A 23,852-nucleotide genomic window follows, 5' to 3' on the forward strand; every position below is an offset into this window, starting at 1 on the left:
TTGATGCCTGCTACCAGCAATCCGTCTCGTCCGCGCTACGGGTGCCTTGTTCATCTATCTTCAGCGTCCCGCATACATCGCTTGCCTGCCCCCCCGTTGGAACCGCCTGCAGAGTAAACGAGTTTCTCGTTACGGACCCTGAAAAGCTGATGTTATAAAAGGCGGTGCCGTTTTGAGGTGACTGATTAAAGGGTAATGTTCCAGCCGTAGTGTAATCGAACGAATTAGAGTAGCGCCGCTCCATCCACTGGTTCAGTTCCAGAAGGTCCGCCATTGCCGTTGTCCTTCGTGTTTGCTGAACCTGATTTTGATAGAGAGGGAAGGCGACAGCCGCTAGAATCCCGATGATCGCGACTGTAATAATCATTTCAATCAGGGTAAAACCTGCGTGCTTGTGTATTTTCAAGTCTATCATCCTTCAGCCGTTTGTAGAGAGTTGCCAGCAATCATCGATTGATGACGTTTATGCTGCGGGCTGTTCGTGAAAAGTCTTCATCGCGTTCTGCTGAGTCTCCAAGCTCTATTTCAACCAAATCCCCCTGCTTAATTCGTTGCACCACTTGCTCACGTGACCATGAGGCGTTATTGAACTGAAGAACGGGGGGCAGTGCGAACATCTGGTCGTCTACGACTATTTCAAAAGAATCCTGATGCACAAAGTTAACCGTTCCTTGATAGGGCTGATTGGCGCGACGCTCGTCTGTTTCAATGACTCGATCGTCGGAGTAAGAATTTCCGGCTACTAACAGGCCAGAGACTACCGAAAATAGAAAAAACAGGGCCGTTGCGAGTTGTTTGCTCTGTGCGTGTGAAAATAAGCGCGTCTTCATAATTGTTTCCTGCCATTAAGATTAATGGTTTTGAGCTTACTCTATGGAGCGGCTTCCTAGTGAAGCCGCTCCGCAGTGTGGAGGGTTTTTACCGAACCTGTTCCCAGGTTTGCCGTCCCAAATTTCCGCCTGAGAGCATGCCAAGGCCGCCGGGTCCAGGGTTTGTAGTTCCGAATGGATCCCCCGGGGTAAGCTGTGTTGGGTCGAGGCCCGGAATTAAAATTTCAGCGTCTCCCTCTTGTGTTGCGATGGTTCGAATTTCGCCACCATAGCCTACTTGGATACCGCTAGGTGCGCCGGTCGGGTCACCCGTGATAGGGTCGCCGGTGATAGGATCAATAGGCTGACCAGTGATCGGGTCAAGAGTGGCGCCGCCTAAGAAATCATCTACCAAATCGCCATCGTCAAAAATACCATCGCTATTTAGGTCAAACACTGGGCTCTCTGAAGGGGCTCCCGATGTCAGCTTTAAATCCATGATAAAGCCCGTACGTCCACTACCGCAGGGATCTCTATCTGGAATCATCGTGGTGAACCGGATTCGGTCTGGATCTACACCGAAGGGGAAGCTAGCCCGGCTAATCACGCGCTCACCAACTTGGTTGGTACCGTGCACAAGATCGAGGTACCAGCCCTTTTCAGTCGTGAGCTTATTATTGGAGGTATCACGGACTGTAAAGGTGTTGGTGCCGGTTCCGGACGCTTTGTTTACAGTGACGCTTTTCTGTTGCGTGATGGTTTGTTGGAGTAGGTCTGACCTACTTAGATTTGACACCGAAAGGTCGTCATAGAGGGCATAAAGGCTTTGAACATCGAAGTCTCCTTCGTCGCCGCTGCGCATAAAGCTGCCAGTTCCAAATGCAACCACCAGTTCTTCCCTATTATCGGGATTGATGGCAAGCCGAGGAGCTACCGTGATTGGCTGAGAGTTTCCGGCCGGGGTCTGTGCAGTTAACAGCTTTTCTACGCTCCACCCACTTGCGTCGCCCTTGAGGTTGAACCTCCACAAATTACCGAGCAAATCACCCGCATAAGCGTAACGGGTAATGGCATCGGCGTCCGGGAAGCTCGCTGTGCCTGCCGCTGCTAGCCCATTGGGGTTTGCAGCGCTGCCGGCGCCGGTATTTAGCTCTTTGATGAGAGCACCCGTTGCCAAATCAACGATAAAAAGGCTCGATTTATTGCTGTCACCGTTGTAGCCATTACCGAAAAGCGCGACCCATTTGCCGTTTTCCAAGCGGGAAATGTGCGGGTCTGTTACGCCAGAGCCAAGGTTCGCATGCTTAAATTCCCAAAGTACGTCATTAGCTGGAGAAAATGAGCCGGGGTCTGTTACATCTAGGGCAAATACGGTTTTTCCCCCAGCACCCATTGCGCCTAAAAGAATGGTGCGCCACTCCTTTGTTCCATTTCCATCTTTGTCAATGTACGCATCCTGAATTCGAGGCGTACCATCCATGAAGTACTTATGGGTGTAATTGGGAGACATCAGGGCTGAAATTCTCGCATGAGAATTAGAGCCTGCCGGGAGCAGCAGCTCGGAAGGTATGTAACCAAAGAGCTCTGCGCCGGTCTCGCTATTGAAGGCATGAAGAATGCCATCATTGGCAGGCACGTACAAAGCATCAATTCTGTTTTGATATGACGTAGTGGAGCGAAAGGCTGAGTAGCTGGAGCCTTCGGTACCACTCAGTCTAGAAAAGCCGTAATTAGTCTTGCCTGCGAGTTGGGGGTTCGCGTTGATGACATCACCCATTAGCCGAAGAGCGGTCGCACCACCGGACTCTGTCACTTCGCGACTCCTGAACGTGGCGTGAGCATTATTGTCACCGTGAAGCCAGGCAAGCCGCTTATGGCCCAAATTGTCTTGCGAGTTGCTCAATGTTGGATCTGCATTGAGGGCGTTCTGTTGCGCCGTGGATAGGTTAGAAAGGGCTCCTGCAGAGGTAAATGCTAGCTCTACACCTTGGCTGCCAGTATGTGTAACGAGTTTTCGGGCAGACGGGAGTGTATTCGCAAGAACTTCCTCGGCATTCCAAACCTCCGAGCCTGTAGAAAAATTGAATCCAGTCAGGGTGCCCGACCAGTCATCGCTTCGGAAGCCCGCAAAAAAGCCCATAGATTCCGTTCGCAGCACAGCCGAACTGACGGCAGCAGCGGAAGCAGATGTCTCAGAGCGAGCAATTACGTCACCAAGAAAGCCCTGAATTTTTGCTGTGAAATCCGCAGGGTTCTGGGCGCTCGCATACCCGCCTCGGCCATTGATTGCTGCGTGCAGCAAATCATCGATTTTCGCACTAGCAGTTGAAGGGTTTGGCCAGTTAATTGTGCCGCCGCTGGCTAGTGCAGCGAGTGCGTCTTCTTCGCTTACACTACCGGTTACCCCTAGACCGATGGTAAAGGTTGTCATGTGTTGCCAAAACGCGGGGTCGGTTGACGTGACCGGTACCTTATTGTCTAGATCTGTTCGCAAGTCCGTTTTCCAGTATTCCATGGCAACATCGGCCAAGGTGTTAGAATGGTTATCCGAAAAGGGTGCCTGAGGGCTATAAGCAAAGCCTGAGCCACCCGGGGTGTGGTTGGGGATAGATGCTCCATCAGTGTTGTCGGAATTCCCAACACTAGGGTTCGCACCATTCCAGGTACCATCTGACATCAAGATCGCGAAGCTCTGGCGACACTCAATATGATCAGTGTTGTCATTATAGCCGGGCCTTTCGCCCCAAGGGCCCCTGTTGTCTGAACGGGAGTAGTAGCGACCAACGTCTTTCAGGGCCGTTCTTAACGGGGTGCCGCCACTGACATTTTTATTTTGCAGCCAGGTCAAAAACTGTTCGCGACGAGTTGCGTCATATGCGCGCACACCGCTTACTAAAGTGTCGGTGTTACTCACGCCGTCGATTGTATTGTTATTGACGTTTATGGCGCCGTAGCCAATGCGGATATTTTCGGGAAGGTCAAAAAAGGCCTCTGTGATACCGGATTTTGCTGCCAGATCACGTGTACTGTAATACGAGAACCAGTTTGCATAATTCTGTTTGATCTCGGCAGACGCATTATTTAGTAGTACAGGGGTGTAGCAGCTGTTTTGTCTAGGATTGCTGTCGCAGCTCGGTGATGAATTGAACTGCATGTAAAAGCCTTCTTCGATCGATCCAATCTGATCGAAACGAATGTAGTTACTTAAGTTGTCTCTGGTGCCGGATTGCTTAAAGCCATCGACCCAAGCGTTGGTGTAGCTTGAATTAGGGTAACGTCCGCTACCATCTGGCTTGAATGGTGGCTGGTAAGTTACTGTGGGGTCGTAATAGACCTTGTTAACATGACTGGAATAGAAATAATTTCTTTCGTCGTGGTTGCCTCCTAGGCTATCAGGCATGTAGCGCCAGCCCATTGACCCAGAATCGTCAAAAATAAAAACGAGGTTTGAGTCGACCGATTCTTTAAGAAATAGCGGCACCTGCGAGAGATTGACTTGTGCCAATGCCGATTGCATGGTGCATAGAGACAACACAAGGCTGGCCCCGAATGTACTTAACTTTGTAAAGCGAGAGCGGTTACGCCCCCTTTGCTTAACGTTTCTCATGACAAACTCTCCATATCGAGTCAGCATTGCATAGTGATCGTTGTCTTATCTTGTGTAGCCGTTGTGTTTTTACTGTTCATTACTGTGGCGCTACAACCGTTGATCGCAGCACGGTGACGGCTTCATCGGTTCCGCCTTGCCCCCGGGATGTCACTTCGAACCGACTGTAGAAGGGGCCTGCTCCGGCACCAGTTTCCGTGCTCGAGCCACTAAAGCTTGCCAAATAGGCATGGTGGTAAACGGGTTGTGCGCTTACATCGCCGCCAGCATTGCCTGTTCCAGCGGGTGCCGGGTTTGCGCCATCCCAGTCTGAGGGCGTGGGTAATAGAGCTACAGTTTCCGCTGTCAAGCGAACAGCAGGTGACCCCATTAAGTCCGCCTCTGCCTGTCTTAGCGCAGCCTCTGCCGCCTGAAATGAAATCGCGCCGTCGTGAGCGTTACTCGCCATGCGCTCTTGCAAAATAGAGCCTTGCATCCCCCCAATCGCAAGCAGAGATATCAGGAGCAGCATAACGAGCGCGATAATAAGTGTGGCTCCGTCTTGGCGCTGCGGAAGGCTGCCTGTAGGTTTGACTGTCGTCGATGACAAATGTGTGGTTCTCATTGCAAAACCCTCCTGAGTGCGGTTGTACCAACAGAAACCAAGCGCGCTCGCCTGTCACCACCAGTGGCTTGGGACACTTCACTGCCCAGCATGTTGAAATTGAGGTCGTTTTCTTCATCAAGAACGTTGTCTGGGCTTCGAGTCATGGTAGAAAATCGAACGCTTACGATTTGGTCCCAATCTGTTACTTGGGCTGCTGTTATGTAGTTGATTGCAGCATTGCTAATGCCTGCTGCGTTTCTTATGCCGTAGAGAATTTGAAGTGTTTCTACACCGGATATCAGTTCTTGTGGAGCCTCAAGGGGTGTCATTAACCTGCGGAAGAGTGCTGGCTCTCCGTTGGTTCCTTCACCAATGTAATAAGCCATTTGTGAGAATTCATAAACTCGGGATCCAATGTCATAATCCAAATTGAGCGTATTGCCCGCCAGCGTAGACACTGAGCTATCGCCCGGGCCATCACTGTTTCGAAATAGCTCTCCTCTGAAGCACGCGCCATTGCCGTCGTCGCTGGTTGTTAGAACAACGTGCCCTGCTTCTATGCCGGACGGACCAGACAGGTTTATAGTGCTTCCCCCAGCGGCGGTAACTGCGTTAACGGTTACGGCGGTGGGTGTGACAGCATTAACAATAACAACATCGGAGTTGGTTACCACGCTACCCGCGAGGGATGCAGGTAAGTTGGTACCTGCTGTGCCTGAATCCCAGTTGCCTGCTCCCGGTGTTGCTAAAGCACCACTAGCAAGAGTGATTGAGTCATTGGGACCCGTGGTGTCATATTCCCAGCCGCGCAGTGCTTGCCCCAAAGGTACGGTTAGGTTTAAAGCAGCGTTCAATGCGGGAGCGATCTCGCTATCCAGAGGACGGTTAGCCTGTGTTAGGCAGCCGAAACTCCCCGCAGCTCTCAGCTCAGGGGCGAGAATAGCCGAAACGAAGCGCGCACTTTCCTGTGCATGGGCAAAGCCTTGAGTTTGACGGTAAGTTACGCTGCTGCTGAGATAGATCTGGGTTACACCTAGCGTAAGCAACAAGCCCAGAGCCATCGCAATAAGTAACTCGACGAGTGACAGGCCGGACTGGTTGAAGGCACGGTAAAGTTTGAAACCGTAAGGGGGCACTGTTTTTTTCATGGTCAAATCTCTGTCCTTACGACGAGGGGGGGAAGGGTTGAATCACCCTGATCCCAGTCGATTGTGACTGTAACGGTGTTCCCGGCCACCGCGATAGTGCGCTCTGCTTCCGGAAGCAGGCAGGCAAGACTGTTATCCCAGGCCGCAATATCATTTGCTGCGACGGTTCCGCCATTTGCGACGAATGACGTGTTACAGGTCCCGCCACTAGCACTGCCTGCGGCTAGTGCGTAATTTGCAGGTGTATCAGGATTAGCTCGAACACGGTCGAGAATGTCTTCTGCCAGCAATACTGCTTGGCTCCGGCTTTGCGACTGAGTATTCATTTGCAAAGACACGACTTGGGTTGAGGCTACGCCAAGTATGCCGATGCCCAAGACCAGAACAGCGACCAGAATTTCGATTAGGCCGAGGCCTGATTGTTTATTAAGAGGAGTTGTTTGAGTCACGGGCATACTCCGTCGTCGTCAATTTCAGTTCTTCCTACCGGGCTTATGCGTATTCTACGAAATGACGCATCGCCACTGGTGCAGTCTTCCGGGTAGATGGTTAATTCCTGAGTCACTTGTGGCAACAAAAAGCCGCGCCGATCGAAGACGAGATCGCTCACAGTTTCGGTGAACGCCAAGCCCCTCGGTGGCTCAAAGCCACGAATTTGGTTATTAGTGCAGTCCCCGTTCGCATCTCCAGTATGGACGCACCATCCAGTTGCCAAGTCACCCTCAGTGCTAAACGTGACGCTGGCACCGCGTTTTATAGCTTCTGCTCTGGCGAACTTTATGGACGACGCTACAAGGTTGGTTCCAGACACTAACCTGTTGCCCTCAATCAAATTGCCAAAACCAGGAACTGCGACTGCCGCGACAATAGCGAGAATCACCATGGTTACTATCAATTCAATTAACGTGAAACCTGCTGCTTTTTTCAACATGCTTTATCCTGCTAATAGGCCTTATCCCAGTAAATCAAAGCTGCTGGCAATATGCATGGGTTGCGCGACAAGCGGTAGAAGAAGATGAACGAGCGGTAACTTTGTGTGGTTGCAGAGTTCGGTTGCCCGTTTCTAGTTGCTAGGGGCAGGTGAGGCTGACGCCCCATGGCAGCCTGATCACACCATCGTGGTCCTCATCGCGCAAATGCCGTAATCGGCCGCCGATGCTCACCGCCAGATAACTAATTTCAACAGGCTCTTCTTCGGAGCGGGAGCATACGATCAAACTCCCCATGGTGCCGTGGCTCATTCCATTCGGCGCGAATTGGAAATATCCTCTGCCAGCGGTTCTCGAATAGATGTCGAGTTGGTCTTTGGCGAGATCAGTAATCCGATGGATTTCGCCGCCGTCTGGGCGCTTGTCGTTATCTTCGTCAGGGAATACGGATACGGGCTTGCTCCAGTCATCTGTGCAAGTCATGGCGTTCGATAGGGGGCAAATCGTAGTAAGCACTCTTTTATTAACGGCATAAGATCGTGCGAATGCAAAAATCCGATGTGTCTCGTTAATGGTGCTAGCGTGGCGAGTTGAGGAGATCAGCGATGTCCAGGAGTTGCTGGCAAGCCCTGCTAGAAGACCTACGAGTAAAAGGGTTATAGCAAGTTCTATCAGGGTAAAGCCCTGAGATAAATGTCTGGAGTGCATTGTTCAACTTCCATGTTTGTAAGTTCTATTACTGGTTTTCCCACGTCCTGTGAAAAAACGACCCGAAGTTTAAACGCAAAATGCTTCAGGAGTACAGGTTGAAGTTGGTATCCGCGATGACACCTACTCCATCCCCAACTTCTTCAACCTATACCGCAACGCCCGAAAACTGATCCCCAACTTTTTTGCCGCAGCTGTTTTATTCCACCGAGTCGCCTCAAGTGCCTTCTCAATAGCTTGGCGCTCAATGGATTCCAAATAGCCCTCCAAATCAATATCGCCTTCCGGTATTAGCGTCGGGCAGGCTTCAGAGGTTGCGGTCGTGCTCGTGTTAGTTGCTCCGTCTGTTGCGGTACTGCCAAGGTGTAGGTCGGAAGCGCTTATTTTGTCTGCGTCACAGAGGGTAAAGGCGCGCTCAAGAATGTTTTCCAGCTCCCTCACGTTGCCGGGGAAATCGTGTTCTTTCAAGCGGTCTACTGCATCTTGAGTCAGGCTTGCCGCCTCGCATTCATACTCTTGGGCAATACGCCCTAGAATGTGGTTTGCCAGCAAGGCGATATCGTCTGTGCGGTCCCTAAGCGGCGGTACTGCCAGCTCTATCACGTTAATCCGGTAGAATAAATCTTGCCGAAAGCTGCCGTTCTGCACCAGCTCTGCCAATTCTTTGTGGGTTGCGCTGAGCAGGCGTATATCAACCGGCAGCTCTTTAGTGTCACCCACGGGGCGAACTGCTTTCTCCTGAATAGCGCGCAGCAGTTTCACCTGCATGGCTAGGGGTAGGTCGGCTACTTCGTCGAGAAAGAGTGTGCCACCGTCTGCGGACCGAAACAGTCCGTCCTTGTTTTCCACAGCGCCTGTGAAGCTGCCTTTTTTGTGCCCGAAGAATTCACTCTCCATTAACTCGGAAGGAATGGCCCCGCAGTTAACGGCAATGAAGGGGCCGTCTCTACGAGGCCCTTGCATGTGAATCATCCGAGCCACCAGCTCTTTACCACTACCGGATTCGCCGCTGATAAACACGGGCGCTTGGCTTCTGGCGAGCTTGCGGGTTTGGTTACGTAATCGCTTTATCTGCGAAGAGTTGCCGAGCAGGAGCCCCGGCTCGTCTGTGGCATCATCAACGGCTGAGTCGGGTTTTGTAAGCTTTAATGCGCTGGTTACGAGCTCTCTGAGTCTGGAGAGTTCAACCGGCTTGGAGACGAAATCGAAAGCGCCGGCTTTCAGCGATTCGATGGCGGTATCCATGCTGCCATAGGCTGTAATCACGGCCACCGGGGTGGCGGGCAGGTGTTGCTGAATCCACTGCACCAACTCTATACCGTTGCCATCGGGCAAGTTCATGTCTGTTAAGCAAAGTTGTGGGCTGTGCTTTTCCAGCAGAGAGAGAGCGCTGGCAAGATCCGGCGCTGTTAGAGTTTTAATGCCCATGCGGGTAAGAGTGATTTCAAGCAGATCCCGGATATCCGGTTCATCATCAACAATCAGCGCAGTATGAGTGGTCATCTTGTCGTGTTGGTTCCATGTCAGATCATTCGCCCCGGGTGGGCAAAGGTAATACGAAAACAGCAGCCGGGTTGGTCGTCTTCCGTCAAAGAAAGATGAGCTTGATTAGCCTCGCACAGTTCTCTGGCTAGATAAAGCCCAAGGCCGGTGCCACCTTTGTCCGTTGTGTAAAAGGGTTCGAAAACCGAATGGCTGGCTTCGGCAGTGACGCCAGGCCCGTAATCCCTTACGTCGATGTAAGCTCGCTCACCATCCGCAGTGGCGCCTGCACTCAGAGCGATTTTTCGTTCCCCGGATTGCTGCTGGCTGTAACGCAGCCCATTGTCACACAAGTTTACCAGTACCTGCTCAATCTGGCTTTTATCAAACCGCGCATCGGGTATGTTAGGTTCGATGGTTAGGGTTACTTCCGCCGGAGGGCTGGTTGTTTTCTGAGTTTGCAGAAAATCAGTTCTGTATTCTTCTAGCCAACTCGGCACGTCCACAAGGTCTGCATTTGCCGGTCTGCGTCGGGAAAGGCTGAGTACGTTCTCTACAATGCCGTTCACCCTGCGGGAGTGACGCCGGATGATATCCAGCATTTGTTGGTCGCCGGTATCAAGGTTAGGCGATTCTTCCATCAATTGCGCCGCGTGGCTTATGGCGCCTAGCGGGTTGCGAATTTCATGGGCAATGCCTGCGGTTAGGCGTCCGAGTGAGGCCAGCTTCATTTGCTGTGCCTGTTGTGTCACTTTGCTCATATCTTCGATAAATACGAGGATCAGGTCGCCACTCTCTTGATCAAGCCGAGTAAAGCTTGCCTGTAGCATCGGCGAGGTAGGCGTGGGTTGAAACGGCGTGGTGTGTTGGAAGGGGTTTTTAAGCCAGACTTCCAGCCCGGATTTGAGTGGTAAAGGTAGAGCGCGAGATGGAGAGTTGTGCTCCCCTCTGTGGGTAGGAGTGCCAAACAAAAACTCTTCAGCCGCAGCGTTGGCCAGGCGCATCTGGCCGTATCGGTCCAGGACAAGAATGCCGGTGCGCATGCGCTGGATGATCTGTTTGTTGATTTGCTCCAGTTCTACAATGCTCTGAGCACGGCTGGTGGCTAGAGCTTCGCTTCGCATCATTCGTCGGGAGATATTCTGCAGGATAAAGGCCGCTGCGAAGTACAGAATGCCCAGAGAGCCGGCTCGCACAATGTCATCACCGTTGCCCCCGAGAACCAGTATTGCCCAACCTGAAATACTGAGTGAACAAATGGCTGCAAGAGCTGCATAGAAGGTGCCCATGCGGCTGGGAGTAAGAATATTGCCGGCTGCAACTGAGATAATGACGAGATTCGCTAGGCCGTTGGTAATACCGGTACTGGTAAACAACAGCCCGTGCATAATTAAAATGTCCAGCAGTATGGACACTGTGATGTGTCGCTGCCCCGGCTGAAAACCCGCCAGTATGAGGATTGCAACAAAACTGTTCAGTGCAAAGTAGCCAGCCACGCCAAACTGGTAGAAGTCCAGAAACCGGAAACGGGTATCGAAATTCACGGGGTCAATGAACAACAGTGCCACCAGCATCAAGCTGATCAAAACCCGGTAGTGGTTGTAGATACGGAACAGCTTGGCCTGCTGTAAGCCGGGGGGGTGTTTGCCCGAATTGGCTGCCGATGTGGAAGCTGTCGCCATGGTTTTCAGAAATCCGTTGTTGAGCGGAAGAATTCAAAGCCTGTGCGAGGTTATAATAGCCTTTTCATGGCAGTGAGTTACAGGAGCCGAAGTATGTCCGTTTCCGGGAGTAGCCCGTTACCCTCTAAATCGCCCCGAAATCTACGGGTTGTGATGGCGCAATTGGATTTTCTGGTGGGGGATATTCCCGGTAACACCGAGCGGATTATAAATGCGGCAAAGCGTGCTCACTCCAAAGAGGGAGCAGATATTGTTGTCTTCCCGGAGCTTTGTGTTACAGGGTATCCGCCGGAAGATTTGCTGCTTCGCCCCAGTATGAATCTGCGCGTAACAGAATCTCTGGAGCGCCTACAAAGTGCGCAGCTTGGCGCGGCTATTGTTATTGGCGTCCCGCTTCAAAATAAGGGCCTGCTGTACAACGCTGCGGTGGTGATTGAAGGCGGCAACATTACAGGCCGCTATTTCAAGCGGTTCCCTCCGAATTATCAGGTGTTTGATGAGAAACGCTATTTTTCGGAGGGCGAGGGTGCAGTAGTGGTAGAGATTTGTGGCGTGCCCGTTGGCTTAACGGTCTGCGAAGACATATGGGCAGACGGCCCGGTTGAAGACTCCGCTGCGGCAGGTGCGAAGCTGATTATTAACCTGAACGCCTCACCCTATGATATCGACAAGCAGGCCCGACGTAAGGCGCTGCTTGAGCGCAAGTCTCGGGATAATCAGGTGAGTATCATCTACACCAATTTGGTAGGGGCTCAGGATGAGTTGGTGTTCGATGGTGGCTCCATGGTTTACGACCACTCCGGTTCTCTCGCAGTAGAAGTGCCTCAATTCAATGAGGGCCTTTTCCCTGTCGATTTCGTGTTTGACCGCCGTTGCCAGCCCGTATCCCAGCCGTTGCCGGCAGAACCTTCGGTGGAGGCAAATGTCTACAGTGCGCTTGTGATGGGCGTGCGGGACTATGTCAATAAAAATGGTTTCAAAACGGTCGTACTTGGGCTTTCCGGCGGTATAGATTCCGCTCTGGCTCTTGCTGTGGCGGCGGATGCTTTGGGGCCGGATCGTGTTCGCGCTGTGATGATGCCCTTCCGATATACCTCAGACATCAGCCTAGAAGATGCAGCAGCCCAAGCAGGCTCCATGGGCGTTCAGTACGATGTGTACTCCATAGAGCCTATGTATGAATCTTTCATGGCCGCGCTGGCGGAACCGTTTGAGGGCACAACTCTCGACACCACCGAGCAAAACCTGCAGGCGCGTATTCGCGGCGTAATGCTGATGTCACTTTCTAATAAATTTGGTTCGCTGGTGCTTACAACCGGCAATAAGAGCGAACTGGCTGTGGGGTACTCGACGCTTTATGGTGATATGGCGGGCGGCTTTGATGTCCTAAAGGACGTCCCCAAAACATTGGTCTTTCGCCTTGCTTGGTATCGTAATTCTGTGTCGCCAGTGATTCCCGAACGGGTTATCACTCGCCCGCCCTCTGCGGAGCTTGCGCCTGATCAGAAGGATGAAGACAACCTTCCGGGCTACGATGTGTTAGATCAAATTCTAAATTTCTATGTAGAACGAGATTTTAGTGCGGATGCGATCGTTGCGGAAGGGTTTGATCAAGCGGATGTTGATCGCGTTATCCGCTTAGTCGATCTCAACGAGTACAAGCGCAGGCAGGCACCTATCGGAATCCGCATTACCGAGCGAGGGTTCGGTAAGGATCGCCGCTATCCCATTACGAGTGGCTGGAAGAGCGGCAATTGATATCTCTTTTATGGGGCGGCTTACTCGTCGCCAATAAGTCCGAAGGTGATTACGCTGGAGAGCGAGCGGTTTTCGCGCTTTAGTAAGTTGGCTTCAAATTCGCCCTTGCTGTTGAAAGCATCGCTCTTGGGGAAGTTCTGACGCAAAAGCGCTACAGCATCTTGAGAACCTTTTTTGAATTTCAGGAAATCAAAGGTCTCAGCAAGAATAATCAAAGCCTCTTCAACCGCTGGTGAGGTAGGGTAGTTCTCGAGTATGTAGCGTGCCCGGTTATTGGCCGCCACATAGGCTTCGCGCTTGATGTAGTAGCGCGCAGCATGAAGTTCCAGTTCTGCCATACGGTTGCGCACGGCGATCATACGCTGGCGAGCGTCGGCAGCGTATTCGCTTTCAGGGTAACGGTTTAATAGTTCACTGAAATCGCGAAATGCCTGCAGTTGTTCCCCTGCATCTCTGGCGGCTACGTCAATTGCAAAGTAGCGTGCGGCCAAGCCAATATCTAGGTTATAAGAAGCAAGTCCGCGCATGTAAAGAGCATAATCCGCATGGTCGCTTTGGGGATTAAGACGCAGGAATCGATCTGCAGCGGCTCTGGAGCCTTCAAGATCAAGGTTTTGGTAGCGGGCATAGATAAGGTCAAGCTGGGCCTGTTCAGCGTAGCGGCCAAATGGATAGTAGGTTTCTAACGAATCGAGGTTTTCCTCGGCTTCGTTGAAGTTGCCGGAGTTCATTGCCTGACGGGCATTGTCGTAATAGGTTTTTTCCGGAAGCACTTCCTCCTGCTTGTTGGACGCGCAGGCGCTGATCAGGACGACCAGTGTGGAAAGTAGCAGTAAACGAAAACCTGATCTCATGCCGGAATCCCGTATAATGTCGATAAATTCGAGTGCGGTATTGTAACGGGGAACTTGCCCTATGTGCAGAGCGCGTCCCGTTTGTTTCAATTATTCTGACCGAAACGTAACACACACAGGCCCCGGGGGCTTAATGTCATCTGAAAATCGAATAACTGCCAGTTTTTCTATACCGCCAGAGCTAAGTGACCGGCGACTGGATCAGGCAGCCGCTGAGCTTATGCCCGAGCACTCGCGTTCGCGCTTGCAGTCATGGATTCGCAGCGGTGCTTTAACCGTGAACGGAGAGCCGCGTAAGCCCAAAGATAAGGTGATGCTGAGCGACCAACTGGCCCTTGATGCCGAGCCTGAGGCTCAGGTGACTTGGCAAGCGGAAGCGATCAGTCTGGATATTGTTTACGAAGACGAGCATATACTGGTTATCAACAAGCCTGCAGGCTTGGTGGTGCATCCGGCCGCAGGGCACGCAGATGGTACGCTAGTAAATGCGCTGTTGAACTACGCGCCCGAGGTAGAGAATCTGCCCCGTGCCGGCATCGTCCACCGTCTTGATAAAGATACCTCCGGTATTATGGTGGTGGCGCGCAGCCTGATTGCTCATACATCGCTAGTGGGTCAGCTGCAGACTCGAACCATGGGTCGCGAATACGAAGCAATCGTAGTAGGCACCCTGACAGGCGGCGCCACGGTGGACGCGCCGATTGGCCGCCACCCTCATGAGCGAAAGAAAATGGGGGTGGTCAGAAGCGGAAAACCTGCTGTAACTCACTACCGTTTGATTGAGCGTTTTGCGGCTCATACTCATGTGCGCTGTAAACTTGAAAGCGGTCGCACACACCAGATTCGCGTGCACATGGCCTACGTAAAGCACCCGCTGGTAGGCGACCCGCTCTACGGCGGTCGCCTTCGTTTGCCCAAGGGCACCACGGAAGAGTTACGTGAAGTACTCTCGGCATTTCACCGGCAAGCACTGCATGCGCGACAGCTCACATTGGAGCATCCACAAACCGGAGAAATACTGAGCTGGGATGTGCCCTTGCCAGCGGATTTTGTTGGCTTGTTAGCTGCGCTGCGTAAGCACGTTCAGGAGTTGGAGAGTGATGAGTTCTGAGGGGGCTCCGGAGCTATCATTTATCCGCCCGGACTGGCCTGCCCCTTCAAACATATACGCGCTCTGCACGACGCGCCTAGGCGGGATCAGCGAGCATCCGTGGGGCAGCCTTAACCTTGGTGGGCATGTGGGCGATGAACCTGCCCATGTGCAGGAAAATCGCCTCAGGCTAGCTCGTGCCTGCGGCCTTCCCAAAGCAGCATTTGGATGGCTGAATCAAGTTCACGGCACAGGTGTTGTGCGATTTCCGCAAAACCAACGAGCGGCGATTCCAGAAGCCGATGCAAGTTTTACCCACAGGGTTGGGCAAGCCTGCACGATTCTTACAGCAGACTGTTTGCCGGTTATTCTATGCGACCAGAAAGGCACCACAGTTGCGGCAGCTCACGCTGGCTGGCGCAGTTTATGTTTTGGAGTGCTGGAAAACTTGGTGGCTCGTATGGGACTGCCCGGCAATACCTTGATGGCATGGTTCGGGCCAGCCATAGGCCCGCAGGTGTTTGAGGTTGGCCCGGAAGTTAGGGTGGCTTTTGTGGAGCGCAACCCTGAAGCTGATGTTGCTTTCAGCTCCATTGGAGCTCGAGAGGGACGCTATATGGCAGATATTTATCGACTTGCCCGACAACGTCTCGAAAGTCTGGGCGTCCACGAAATCTATGGCGGTAACTTTTGTACGGTTACCGATTCCCAGCATTTTTACTCCTACCGCCGTGATGGACAAACCGGTCGTATGGCCACCGTTATTTGGAAAACCTGAGGCTTGTCAATTTTCTGACGGTTTTGAGTGTTCCGGCCTTGAACTTCCCTTGATAGCCCCTACATTAGTTCTCAATGCAAACCGAATGCGCAATTTCTGATCGCATTTACTGAATAACTCGGGGAACGAATTCATGAGAATCGACAAGCTCACCAGCCTTTTGCAAACCGCACTGGCGGACGCGCAATCACTGGCCGTTGGCAAAGACCACAACTTTATTGAACCCATACACCTTATGCAGGCCATGCTTGATCAGCAGGGCAGTTCTATCACCCCGCTTCTCAAGCAAGCGGGTGCTGAGCCCGGTCGTGTGCGACAGGCAATAGCTCAGGAAATCGAGAACTTGCCAGAAGTGAGCGGCAGTGCCGGCGATGTTGCTATGTCTAACGATATGGGGCGCCTGTTCAATATTGCCGATAAATTGGCGCAGAAGCGCAAGGACCAGTTTATTTCTAGCGAACTGCTGCTACTGGCCGCTTTGGAAGACCGGGGCACGCTCGGTCGTGTTTTGCGCGAACAAGGCGTAGACAAGGCAGCGCTGGAAAAAGCCATTGATGCCGTGCGTGGAGGAGAAAACGTTAGCGATGCGGGTGCAGAGGAAAATCGACAGGCGCTTTCAAAGTACACCATCGATTTAACAGAGCGGGCGGAAGCCGGGAAGCTTGATCCGGTGATTGGTCGTGATGACGAAATACGTCGCACCATTCAAGTGTTGCAGCGCCGTCGCAAAAACAACCCGGTACTGATTGGTGAGCCGGGCGTAGGTAAAACTGCTATCGCAGAAGGTTTGGCGCAGCGCATTGTCAATGGAGAAGTGCCCGAAGGCCTTAAAAATAAACGCGTTTTATCTCTGGATATGGGCTCGCTTATTGCTGGAGCCAAGTTTCGGGGCGAGTTTGAAGAGCGTTTGAAAGCCGTGCTGAATGAGCTCGCTAAACAGGAAGGCCAGATTATCCTGTTCATTGACGAAATCCATACGGTCGTAGGTGCGGGTAAAGCTGAAGGCTCCATGGATGCAGGCAACATGCTCAAGCCTGCACTGGCGCGCGGCGAGTTGCACTGCGTTGGCGCAACCACACTGAACGAATACCGTGAGAACATAGAGAAAGACGCTGCGCTGGAGCGGCGCTTTCAAAAAGTGCTGGTGAACGAACCGAATGAGGAAGATACCGTCGCAATTCTGCGCGGTCTGAAAGAACGTTACGAGGTTCACCACGGTGTAGAGGTGACCGACGGGGCTATTATTGCCGCGGCCAAGCTCTCCCAGCGTTACATCACGGACCGCCAACTGCCAGACAAGGCTATTGACCTGATCGATGAGGCTGCCAGCCAAATTCGTATGGAGATGGACTCCAAGCCAGAGCCTCTGGACCGGCTGGAGCGCCGCTTGATTCAACTTAAAATTGAGCGGGAGGCCTTAAAGAAAGAAACAGACGCAGCGTCAAAGAGGCGCCTTGAGGAGCTTTCCGGTGTTATTCGGGATATAGAGCGCGAATATGCGGATCTTGAGGAAATTTGGAATACTGAAAAAGCCGCGTTGCACGGCTCTCAGAAGATTAAGAGCCAGTTGGAGCAAGCCCGTATCGATTTAGAAACGGCCCGTCGCGCAGGCGACCTGGGTAGAATGTCCGAGTTGCAGTATGGGCGCATTCCAGAGTTGGAGCGTCAACTCGATATGGCCAGTCAGGCTGAGATGATGGAGATGAAACTCCTACGCAATCGGGTCACTGACGAAGAAATTGCTGAAGTTGTTTCTAAGTGGACTGGCATTCCGGTATCCCGAATGCTGGAAGGTGAGCGCGACAAGCTTATGCGTATGGAAGACGCGCTGCATGATCGTGTAATCGGTCAGAATGAAGCGGTGGAGGCCGTATCGAACGCCGTGCGTCGTTCCCGTGCAGGGCTTGCAGATCCCAATCGGCCAAATGGTTCGTTTCTGTTCCTTGGGCCAACCGGTGTCGGTAAAACGGAGCTGTGCAAGTCACTTGCTTCATTCCTCTTCGATACTGACGACGCCATGGTGCGGATTGATATGTCGGAGTTTATGGAGAAGCATTCCGTTGCCCGCCTGATTGGTGCGCCCCCTGGATATGTTGGCTATGAGGAAGGCGGATACCTTACGGAAGCGGTTCGTCGTCGCCCGTATTCCGTGCTTCTACTGGATGAAGTCGAAAAGGCGCACCCGGATGTCTTCAATATTTTGCTGCAAGTGCTGGATGATGGTCGCTTAACGGATGGGCAGGGCCGAACGGTGGATTTCCGGAATACGGTTATCGTGATGACGTCCAATCTGGGTTCGGGGATCATTCAGCAAAAAGCTGGAGAAGAGAACTACGAAGCTATGAAGAGCGCGGTCATGGAAGAGGTGGGAGCCCACTTCCGTCCGGAGTTTATTAATCGGGTAGATGAAGTGGTTGTGTTCCATCCGCTGGCGGGAAGCCAGATTCACGGCATCGCCAAAATCCAGATAGAAATTCTGAATAAGCGGCTGCAGGAACAGGGTGTTAAGCTGGAACTCGATGCAGCTGCGCTGGACTTGCTGGCGGAAGTGGGATACGACCCGGTTTATGGCGCCCGTCCGCTGAAAAGAGCCGTCCAGAGAATGATTGAAAACCCATTGGCGCAAAGGTTGTTGCAGGGCGATTTTATCTCTGAAGATACAATCCTTGCTACGGCGAGTGACGGTAAGCTGGTATTCAACAAAGCTTAAGATGGGGCGCTAAGAAAGTAATAACGGGGCAGGACTTGGGTTCTGCCCCGTTATCGTATCTAGAATAAAAAACTAGGGTTGGCTCTCTGGCTCGCAGCTTTTAGCGGCAATTTCTTCCAGCTTCTTGCGCTGCTCTTCGATTTCCTCTGGCGTTAAATAACGCATCTCCCCGTTCTCTTCGATCCGTATACGTGCGTTGTTCTGGATGACTTCCAGATTAGAGCGGGCCGTTTCGCAGTTTGCCTCGCGTTGCTTGCGACGAGCAGCCTCAACGGCGCTTTCTTTTTCGCGCTCCGCTTCTTTCCTTTTTTGCTCTTCAAGTTCACCAAGGCGCTCTTGAGGGGTGGGCCTGTTGTTGCTGGCTGCGGATGATGTGCCAGAGCGCACGTTGACGGTCTCGGAGTTGGACCCCACAGGCTGGCGGTCGCCAAAATGGGTAACACCATCTTCGTCTGTCCATTTGTATACCGAGGCGCTCATTGCAACGCTGGGAGCTACGGCGATTAATAGTGTCAGCATCAGGGCTTTTCTGTTCATGGCTCTACTCGTTGTGTGTTCGCTGCTCCCGGGTAGGCTTGCAACCTGAGAAACCGGGCCCATCGTTCTATTTCGCGTTTGCCTATAATGCCATCTATGGGACGTATTTTCTTCCATCTGGTTCAAAACTCCGCGCCTGAGTGATGCATAATTATGGCAGAGGTTGCGCCAGTATGAACACAGAAAGCAAAGGTGGCTATTGACAGGGAGTTTCGCGCTGTCAGAATTACCGATTGCCTGAAGACTGGGGCTAATACGGCAGGCAATCCCGTGCAAGTATCCCCCCGTTATTTACCACACTGAGCGTGCCGCGCATATGTCGCGGAATGGTTGTTGCTTAAATGCAACCCGTCGATTGGCCGTTCTCCGCAACCCTCAGGAGGGCGGCTGGCCAGGAGACAACCTCTTAACAAGGTGTGGAGCAGCCGGTTCCGCTTTCAAAAGAAGCAGCGAATCCGTGGACCCAGGCAACCGGGCGTACGCCCGGCTCATTCACTCGTAGAAGAGGGTAGAAAATCGTGGAGTTATTGTCTGGCGCCGATATGCTGATCCGCTCCCTGCAGGATCAAGGGATCGAATACATATATGGCTATCCGGGTGGTGCAGCCCTTCATATTTATGATGCGCTGTTCAGGCAGGATGAAGTTAAACACATTCTGGTAAGGCACGAGCAGGCGGCTGTGCACATGGCCGACGGCTATGCGCGCGCTACGGGCCTTCCAGGAACTGTGCTTGTAACCTCCGGCCCTGGAGCCACCAACACTATTACCGGCATTGCTACCGCATTCATGGATTCCATCCCTATGGTGGTTCTGTGCGGGCAGGTTGCGTCTACCCTGATTGGCGAAGATGCTTTTCAGGAAACGGACATGATGGGTGTTTCCCGGCCGGTTGTTAAACACAACCTCAGTGTTCGCCACCCTTCGGAAATCCCGGAAATTATCCGCAAGGCTTATTATATCGCCTCGACCGGTCGCCCCGGGCCTGTTGTTGTCGATATTCCCAAAGATATGACAGCACCGAATGAGCGCTTCGAATACGCTTATCCGAAAAAGATAAAGTTGCGCTCTTATAGTCCGGCCATACGCGGTCATGCTGGCCAGATCAAGAAAGCTGTCGATATGATGCTGGCAGCCCGTCGTCCCATAATATACGCCGGTGGCGGTGTTATTCTGGGGAAGGCCTCTGGTCAGTTGACGGAGCTGGTACGCAAGCTGGGGTACCCGATTACTAACACCCTAATGGGTATTGGTTGTTACCCTGCCAGCGACAAGCAGCATCTCGGCTGGCTAGGCATGCACGGAACCTATGAAGCCAATATGGCGATGCACCACTCGGATCTTATTCTCGCGGTAGGCGCGCGATTTGATGATCGAGTAACAAACGCAACTGAAAAGTTTTGCCCGGGTGCGCGCATCATTCATATCGATATTGATCCGGCATCCATCTCCAAAACCATTGACGCCGACGTTCCTATCGTTGGGCCGGTTGATGCGGTTCTCAAAGAAATGCTCGCACTGGTAAAAGACAGCAAGGAAAAACCAGACGCAGAGGCACTGGCCTCTTGGTGGAAGCAGATCGACGAATGGCGTGCATTCCACGGTATGCGCTACGAAACCAGTCCGGATGTCATTAAGCCGCAAGAAGTGATCGAAATGCTGCACCGTCTCACTAACGGGGATGCGTTTGTTACGTCTGACGTCGGGCAGCATCAGATGTTCGCTGCCCAATATTACAAGTTTGATAAACCCAATCGCTGGATTAACTCTGGTGGTCTTGGAACCATGGGTTTCGGCTTGCCAGCGGCAATGGGCATTAAGCTCACCCATCCAGATGACGAAGTTTTGTGTATCACCGGTGAGGGCAGTATCCAGATGAATATTCAGGAGCTCTCTACCTGTAACCAGTACAAGTTGCCGGTAAAGATCATCAACCTGAATAATCAGGCTTTGGGCATGGTGAAACAGTGGCAAGACATGAATTATGAGTCCCGCCACTCCCATTCGTACATGGAGTCGTTGCCGGATTTCATCAAGCTTGCTGAAGCTTATGGGCACGTTGGTGTCCGTATCGACAAGAAGGAAGACCTTGAGCCGAAATTGAAAGAAGTCTTGGCTATGAAAGACAAGCTTGTCTTTGTGGATATTCAGGTTGACCGCTTTGAGCACGTATACCCGATGCAAGTGGCCCGCGGCTGCATGAAAGATATGTGGCTCAGCAAGACGGAGAGGGTGTGATCATGCGTCGAATTATTTCTGTGTTGCTTGAAAACGAACCCGGCGCGCTGTCACGTGTGGTTGGGCTGTTTTCACAGCGGAACTACAACATCGAGACCTTAACCGTTGCGCCTACAGAGGATGAGACCTTGTCTCGTCTCACAGTTACAACGACGGGTTCAGACCGGGTTATCGAGCAGATTACGAAGCAACTCAATAAACTGGTTGAGGTGGTCAAGCTGGTAGACCTGACAGAAGGTCCCCACATCGAACGCGAACTGATGCTGATCAAGCTGAAGGCAACCGGTTCCCAGCGTGCTGAGATTAAGCGCACTGTGGATATATTCCGAGGCCAGATTGTCGACGTCACCAGTTCGGTTTATACCGTCCAATTGGCAGGGGCCAGCGATAAGCTTGACGGTTTTGTTCAGGCGATCGGAACGTCAGGTGTGCTTGAAGTGGTGCGGTCCGGGGTTTCCGGGATCGCCAGAGGCGAGAAGGTTTTGAGCCTTTAAATTATTTATCCATTACGAACGATTTGGCCTCCTGAAAGGCCATCACACATCATAGAGGTTAGTCATGCAGGTTTATTACGATAAGGATTGTGATCTTTCCATCATTCAGAGCAAAAAAGTTGCCATTATCGGTTTTGGTTCGCAGGGTCATGCCCATGCGTGCAACCTGAAAGAGTCCGGTGTTGATGTCACTGTGGGTCTGCGCCCTGGATCTTCTTCAATCGCTAAGGCAGAAGCCTACGGCTTAAAGACCAGCGACGTGCCATCTGCCGTTGCTGCGGCCGATGTTGTAATGGTTCTGACACCGGATGAGTTTCAGTCTCAACTCTATAAGGCGGAAATTGAGCCAAACCTAAAGCAAGGTGCCACTCTCGCCTTTGCTCATGGCTTTGCAATTCACTACAACCAGATCGTTCCGCGCAAAGATCTCGACGTTATCATGGTTGCTCCCAAAGCTCCGGGGCACACTGTGCGCACCGAGTTCGCCAATGGCGGTGGGATCCCAGACCTGATTGCTGTGTTCCAAGACGCTTCCGGAAACGCAAAGAACCTATCTCTATCCTACGCTAGCGGCATCGGCGGTGGGCGTACCGGTATCATCGAGACCACCTTCAAAGATGAAACTGAAACAGACCTATTCGGTGAGCAAGCTGTTCTTTGTGGCGGTGCTGTCGAGCTGGTAAAAGCAGGTTTTGAAACGCTGACTGAAGCGGGCTATGCGCCGGAAATGGCGTACTTTGAGTGTCTGCACGAGCTCAAGTTGATTGTAGACTTGATGTACGAAGGCGGTATCGCGAACATGAACTACTCCATCTCGAATAACGCAGAGTATGGTGAGTATGTGACCGGCCCAGAAATCATCAACGAACAATCTCGCGAAGCTATGCGCAATGCGCTTAAGCGAATTCAAAGTGGTGAGTACGCGAAGATGTTCATCTCGGAAGGTGCTCTCAACTATCCGTCTATGACAGCGCGTCGTCGTCAGAACGCCGCTCATGAGATTGAAGTGACAGGTGAGAAGCTACGCGGAATGATGCCGTGGATCTCCGCCAACAAGATTGTGGATAAGGATAAAAACTAAGCGACGTTCCGTTTGGTTTAATGAAGCGCGGCCCGAGTGGCCGCGTTTTTCGTATATACTTCGCCCAAATACTTTCCGGAGTAGTGGGAATGACTAAAGAAAGAGAAGATACCGAATTGGATCAACGTGCGCGCGAGTCGGAACTTTCGTCCGGTTCAGGAAGTGAGTGCGATATCGAGCCCGGAGAGGTTGTTGAGGAAGAGCTAGTTGAGGGCGCGCCTGTGCGCAGAAAAGGGATATACCTCCTTCCTAATGCTCTCACAACAGCATCATTGTTTTCCGGTTTTTACGCCATTGTTTCAGCTGCGGGCGGTGTCTACGACAACGCTGCCATTGCGATCTTTGTGTCCATGATTTTGGATGGGCTTGATGGGCGCGTTGCTCGTATGACTAATACCCAAAGTAAGTTTGGAGAAGAGTACGACAGTCTTGCAGATATGGTGGCGTTTGGCGTCGCACCCGGGTTTGTCGCATTTTTCTGGTCCCTGAATGGCTTGGATAAAATCGGCTGGGCTGTAACCTTTATATATGTGGCTGGTGCCGCCCTGCGCCTTGCGCGGTTCAATACGCAAATCGGCTCGGTCGATAAAAAGTACTTTGTAGGCTTACCTAGTCCTGCGGCGGCTGCGTGCGTTGCAGGTCTAGTGTGGTGTTTTCATGCCTACGACCCGGCTGCTTGGCTTACGTTCCTCACACTCGTGGTTGTAGGTGGTACTGGAGTGCTGATGGTTAGCAATGTGCTGTATCGCAGCTTCAAAGATCTCGACCTTCGTGGGCGGGTGCCTTTCGCCGCGATACTGTTAGTGGTGTTGATTTTCGTAGTGGTTGCACTGGACCCGGCAACGGTTTTGTTTACCGGCTTTTTGGTTTACGCCCTGTCTGGGCCGGTTCGTGCGTTGTTTCGGGGCAGGGTGCGCCGGTCGAGCAAGTCCGAATAATTGGTAACGTGCAGCAATAGTGCTGAAATGGTACGTTTTTTGTTCGGTTTCCCTCTGGTTTTGGCGTGTTTATAGGTGGAAACCGAAGTTCTTTAGAATTAATTCAAAATGGCGTTGACAGAAATCTGTGTGTCTGTAGAATGCGCATCTCGCTTGAGGGACACACCGGAACAACGGGTGTCTTTGAGAGAGTTAACTGTTTGAAAGTGTTGAAGAAAAAGCTTTTAAGATTCTTCGAAATAACGGTTGACAGGGTTGAGATTCGATGTAGAATGCGCCCCTCGAAATCAAGTATGAGGCAGTCGGTGAGTATCGGTAGTTTTGGAAGGGAAGCTTCTGAAACGACTTGAAAAAAACGGTTGACAAGGCGGCGAGACGATGTAGAATACGCCACCTTGATTGAGCAACGGCTCAAACGCTCTTT

General features: G+C 52.1%; 20 protein-coding genes. 8 read left to right on the top strand and 12 right to left on the bottom strand.

Annotated features, from left to right (window positions below):
• Positions 1-10: 10 nt before the first annotated feature.
• From FE845_RS15855 to FE845_RS15900, 10 genes are all read right to left on the bottom strand, one after another.
• Positions 11-415: a type IV pilin protein gene (locus FE845_RS15855; protein WP_413785090.1), complete on the bottom strand. Its 405-nt coding sequence runs from the start codon at positions 413-415 to the stop codon at positions 11-13.
• Between the two features lie 31 nt (positions 416-446).
• Entirely contained in the window at positions 447-830 is a 384-nt protein-coding gene (locus FE845_RS15860; protein WP_200366823.1) for a hypothetical protein, read from the bottom strand.
• Between the two features lie 88 nt (positions 831-918).
• Positions 919-4,416: a pilus assembly protein gene (locus tag FE845_RS15865; protein WP_200366825.1), complete on the bottom strand. Its 3,498-nt coding sequence runs from the start codon at positions 4,414-4,416 to the stop codon at positions 919-921.
• Between the two features lie 79 nt (positions 4,417-4,495).
• On the bottom strand, positions 4,496-5,020 hold the full coding sequence (locus tag FE845_RS15870; protein WP_200366827.1) for a PilX N-terminal domain-containing pilus assembly protein: 525 nt from the start codon (positions 5,018-5,020) through the stop codon (positions 4,496-4,498).
• The gene (locus FE845_RS15875) at positions 5,017-6,150 is read right to left on the bottom strand and encodes a PilW family protein (protein WP_200366860.1); all 1,134 of its coding nucleotides are present in this window, start codon (positions 6,148-6,150) and stop codon (positions 5,017-5,019) included. The genes FE845_RS15870 and FE845_RS15875 overlap by 4 nt, the downstream gene beginning before the upstream one ends.
• Positions 6,151-6,152: 2 nt before the next feature.
• Positions 6,153-6,599 carry a type IV pilus modification protein PilV gene (gene pilV, locus FE845_RS15880; RefSeq protein WP_200366830.1) on the bottom strand — a complete coding sequence of 149 codons (447 nt, stop codon included), beginning with the start codon at positions 6,597-6,599 and terminating at the stop codon, positions 6,153-6,155.
• Entirely contained in the window at positions 6,596-7,081 is a 486-nt protein-coding gene (locus FE845_RS15885; RefSeq protein WP_200366862.1) for a GspH/FimT family pseudopilin, read from the bottom strand. Before FE845_RS15885 ends, pilV begins: the two co-directional genes overlap by 4 nt.
• Positions 7,082-7,220: 139 nt before the next feature.
• On the bottom strand, positions 7,221-7,787 hold the full coding sequence (locus tag FE845_RS15890) for a GspH/FimT family protein (protein ID WP_200366865.1): 567 nt from the start codon (positions 7,785-7,787) through the stop codon (positions 7,221-7,223).
• 123 nt (positions 7,788-7,910) lie between these two features.
• Positions 7,911-9,290, bottom strand: coding sequence for a sigma-54-dependent transcriptional regulator (locus tag FE845_RS15895; RefSeq protein ID WP_200366832.1), 1,380 nt, complete (start codon positions 9,288-9,290; stop codon positions 7,911-7,913).
• Positions 9,291-9,310: 20 nt separating this feature from the next.
• On the bottom strand, positions 9,311-10,951 hold the full coding sequence (locus FE845_RS15900; protein ID WP_200366834.1) for a sensor histidine kinase: 1,641 nt from the start codon (positions 10,949-10,951) through the stop codon (positions 9,311-9,313).
• Between the two features lie 93 nt (positions 10,952-11,044).
• Here FE845_RS15900 and FE845_RS15905 point away from each other — a divergent pair, with 93 nt between their 5' ends.
• On the top strand, positions 11,045-12,709 hold the full coding sequence (locus FE845_RS15905; RefSeq protein WP_200366836.1) for an NAD+ synthase: 1,665 nt from the start codon (positions 11,045-11,047) through the stop codon (positions 12,707-12,709).
• A 20-nt stretch (positions 12,710-12,729) separates the two neighbouring features.
• Here the strand turns inward: FE845_RS15905 and FE845_RS15910 are convergent, their stop codons facing one another.
• Positions 12,730-13,563 carry an outer membrane protein assembly factor BamD gene (locus tag FE845_RS15910; RefSeq protein WP_200366838.1) on the bottom strand — a complete coding sequence of 278 codons (834 nt, stop codon included), beginning with the start codon at positions 13,561-13,563 and terminating at the stop codon, positions 12,730-12,732.
• A 133-nt stretch (positions 13,564-13,696) separates the two neighbouring features.
• Between FE845_RS15910 and rluD the strand changes: the two genes are divergently transcribed.
• From rluD to clpB, 3 genes are all read left to right on the top strand, one after another.
• Positions 13,697-14,674, top strand: coding sequence for a 23S rRNA pseudouridine(1911/1915/1917) synthase RluD (gene rluD, locus FE845_RS15915; RefSeq protein ID WP_200366840.1), 978 nt, complete (start codon positions 13,697-13,699; stop codon positions 14,672-14,674).
• Positions 14,664-15,431 (top strand): peptidoglycan editing factor PgeF, encoded by a 768-nt coding sequence (gene pgeF, locus FE845_RS15920; RefSeq protein ID WP_200366842.1) that lies wholly within the window; start codon positions 14,664-14,666, stop codon positions 15,429-15,431. Before rluD ends, pgeF begins: the two co-directional genes overlap by 11 nt.
• Positions 15,432-15,564: 133 nt before the next feature.
• Positions 15,565-18,141, top strand: a complete 2,577-nt coding sequence (clpB, locus tag FE845_RS15925) for an ATP-dependent chaperone ClpB (protein WP_200366844.1) — start codon at positions 15,565-15,567, stop codon at positions 18,139-18,141.
• Positions 18,142-18,213: 72 nt separating this feature from the next.
• On the opposite strand, the gene FE845_RS15930 is transcribed toward clpB, so the two are convergent.
• Positions 18,214-18,678, bottom strand: a complete 465-nt coding sequence (locus FE845_RS15930) for a DUF4124 domain-containing protein (RefSeq protein WP_200366846.1) — start codon at positions 18,676-18,678, stop codon at positions 18,214-18,216.
• Between the two features lie 518 nt (positions 18,679-19,196).
• On the opposite strand from FE845_RS15930, the gene FE845_RS15935 reads away from it, so the two are divergent.
• The 4 genes from FE845_RS15935 to pssA all read left to right on the top strand — a co-directional run bounded on the left by FE845_RS15935 (position 19,197) and on the right by pssA (position 23,428).
• On the top strand, positions 19,197-20,915 hold the full coding sequence (locus FE845_RS15935; protein ID WP_200366848.1) for an acetolactate synthase 3 large subunit: 1,719 nt from the start codon (positions 19,197-19,199) through the stop codon (positions 20,913-20,915).
• 2 nt (positions 20,916-20,917) lie between these two features.
• On the top strand, positions 20,918-21,409 hold the full coding sequence (gene ilvN, locus FE845_RS15940; protein ID WP_144779976.1) for an acetolactate synthase small subunit: 492 nt from the start codon (positions 20,918-20,920) through the stop codon (positions 21,407-21,409).
• A 64-nt stretch (positions 21,410-21,473) separates the two neighbouring features.
• A complete protein-coding gene (gene ilvC / locus FE845_RS15945; RefSeq protein ID WP_200366850.1) occupies positions 21,474-22,490 on the top strand; it encodes a ketol-acid reductoisomerase in 1,017 nt (338 codons plus the stop codon).
• Positions 22,491-22,579: 89 nt separating this feature from the next.
• A complete protein-coding gene (pssA, locus tag FE845_RS15950) occupies positions 22,580-23,428 on the top strand; it encodes a CDP-diacylglycerol--serine O-phosphatidyltransferase (RefSeq protein ID WP_200366852.1) in 849 nt (282 codons plus the stop codon).
• Positions 23,429-23,852 lie beyond the last annotated feature (424 nt).

The organism is Marinobacter sp. 1-4A, assembly GCF_016597725.1.
GTDB lineage: Bacteria > Pseudomonadota > Gammaproteobacteria > Pseudomonadales > Oleiphilaceae > Marinobacter.

Coding starts and splice junctions, on each gene's coding strand:
- FE845_RS15855 (WP_413785090.1), bottom strand. CDS start 415: ATGATAGACTTGAAAATACACAAGCACGCAGGTTTTACCCTGATTGAA.
- FE845_RS15860 (WP_200366823.1), bottom strand. CDS start 830: ATGAAGACGCGCTTATTTTCACACGCACAGAGCAAACAACTCGCAACG.
- FE845_RS15865 (WP_200366825.1), bottom strand. CDS start 4,416: ATGAGAAACGTTAAGCAAAGGGGGCGTAACCGCTCTCGCTTTACAAAG.
- FE845_RS15870 (WP_200366827.1), bottom strand. CDS start 5,020: ATGAGAACCACACATTTGTCATCGACGACAGTCAAACCTACAGGCAGC.
- FE845_RS15875 (WP_200366860.1), bottom strand. CDS start 6,150: ATGAAAAAAACAGTGCCCCCTTACGGTTTCAAACTTTACCGTGCCTTC.
- FE845_RS15885 (WP_200366862.1), bottom strand. CDS start 7,081: ATGTTGAAAAAAGCAGCAGGTTTCACGTTAATTGAATTGATAGTAACC.
- FE845_RS15890 (WP_200366865.1), bottom strand. CDS start 7,787: ATGCACTCCAGACATTTATCTCAGGGCTTTACCCTGATAGAACTTGCT.
- FE845_RS15895 (WP_200366832.1), bottom strand. CDS start 9,290: ATGACCACTCATACTGCGCTGATTGTTGATGATGAACCGGATATCCGG.
- FE845_RS15900 (WP_200366834.1), bottom strand. CDS start 10,951: ATGGCGACAGCTTCCACATCGGCAGCCAATTCGGGCAAACACCCCCCC.
- FE845_RS15905 (WP_200366836.1), top strand. CDS start 11,045: ATGTCCGTTTCCGGGAGTAGCCCGTTACCCTCTAAATCGCCCCGAAAT.
- FE845_RS15910 (WP_200366838.1), bottom strand. CDS start 13,563: ATGAGATCAGGTTTTCGTTTACTGCTACTTTCCACACTGGTCGTCCTG.
- rluD (WP_200366840.1), top strand. CDS start 13,697: ATGTCATCTGAAAATCGAATAACTGCCAGTTTTTCTATACCGCCAGAG.
- pgeF (WP_200366842.1), top strand. CDS start 14,664: ATGAGTTCTGAGGGGGCTCCGGAGCTATCATTTATCCGCCCGGACTGG.
- clpB (WP_200366844.1), top strand. CDS start 15,565: ATGAGAATCGACAAGCTCACCAGCCTTTTGCAAACCGCACTGGCGGAC.
- FE845_RS15930 (WP_200366846.1), bottom strand. CDS start 18,678: ATGAACAGAAAAGCCCTGATGCTGACACTATTAATCGCCGTAGCTCCC.
- ilvN (WP_144779976.1), top strand. CDS start 20,918: ATGCGTCGAATTATTTCTGTGTTGCTTGAAAACGAACCCGGCGCGCTG.
- ilvC (WP_200366850.1), top strand. CDS start 21,474: ATGCAGGTTTATTACGATAAGGATTGTGATCTTTCCATCATTCAGAGC.
- pssA (WP_200366852.1), top strand. CDS start 22,580: ATGACTAAAGAAAGAGAAGATACCGAATTGGATCAACGTGCGCGCGAG.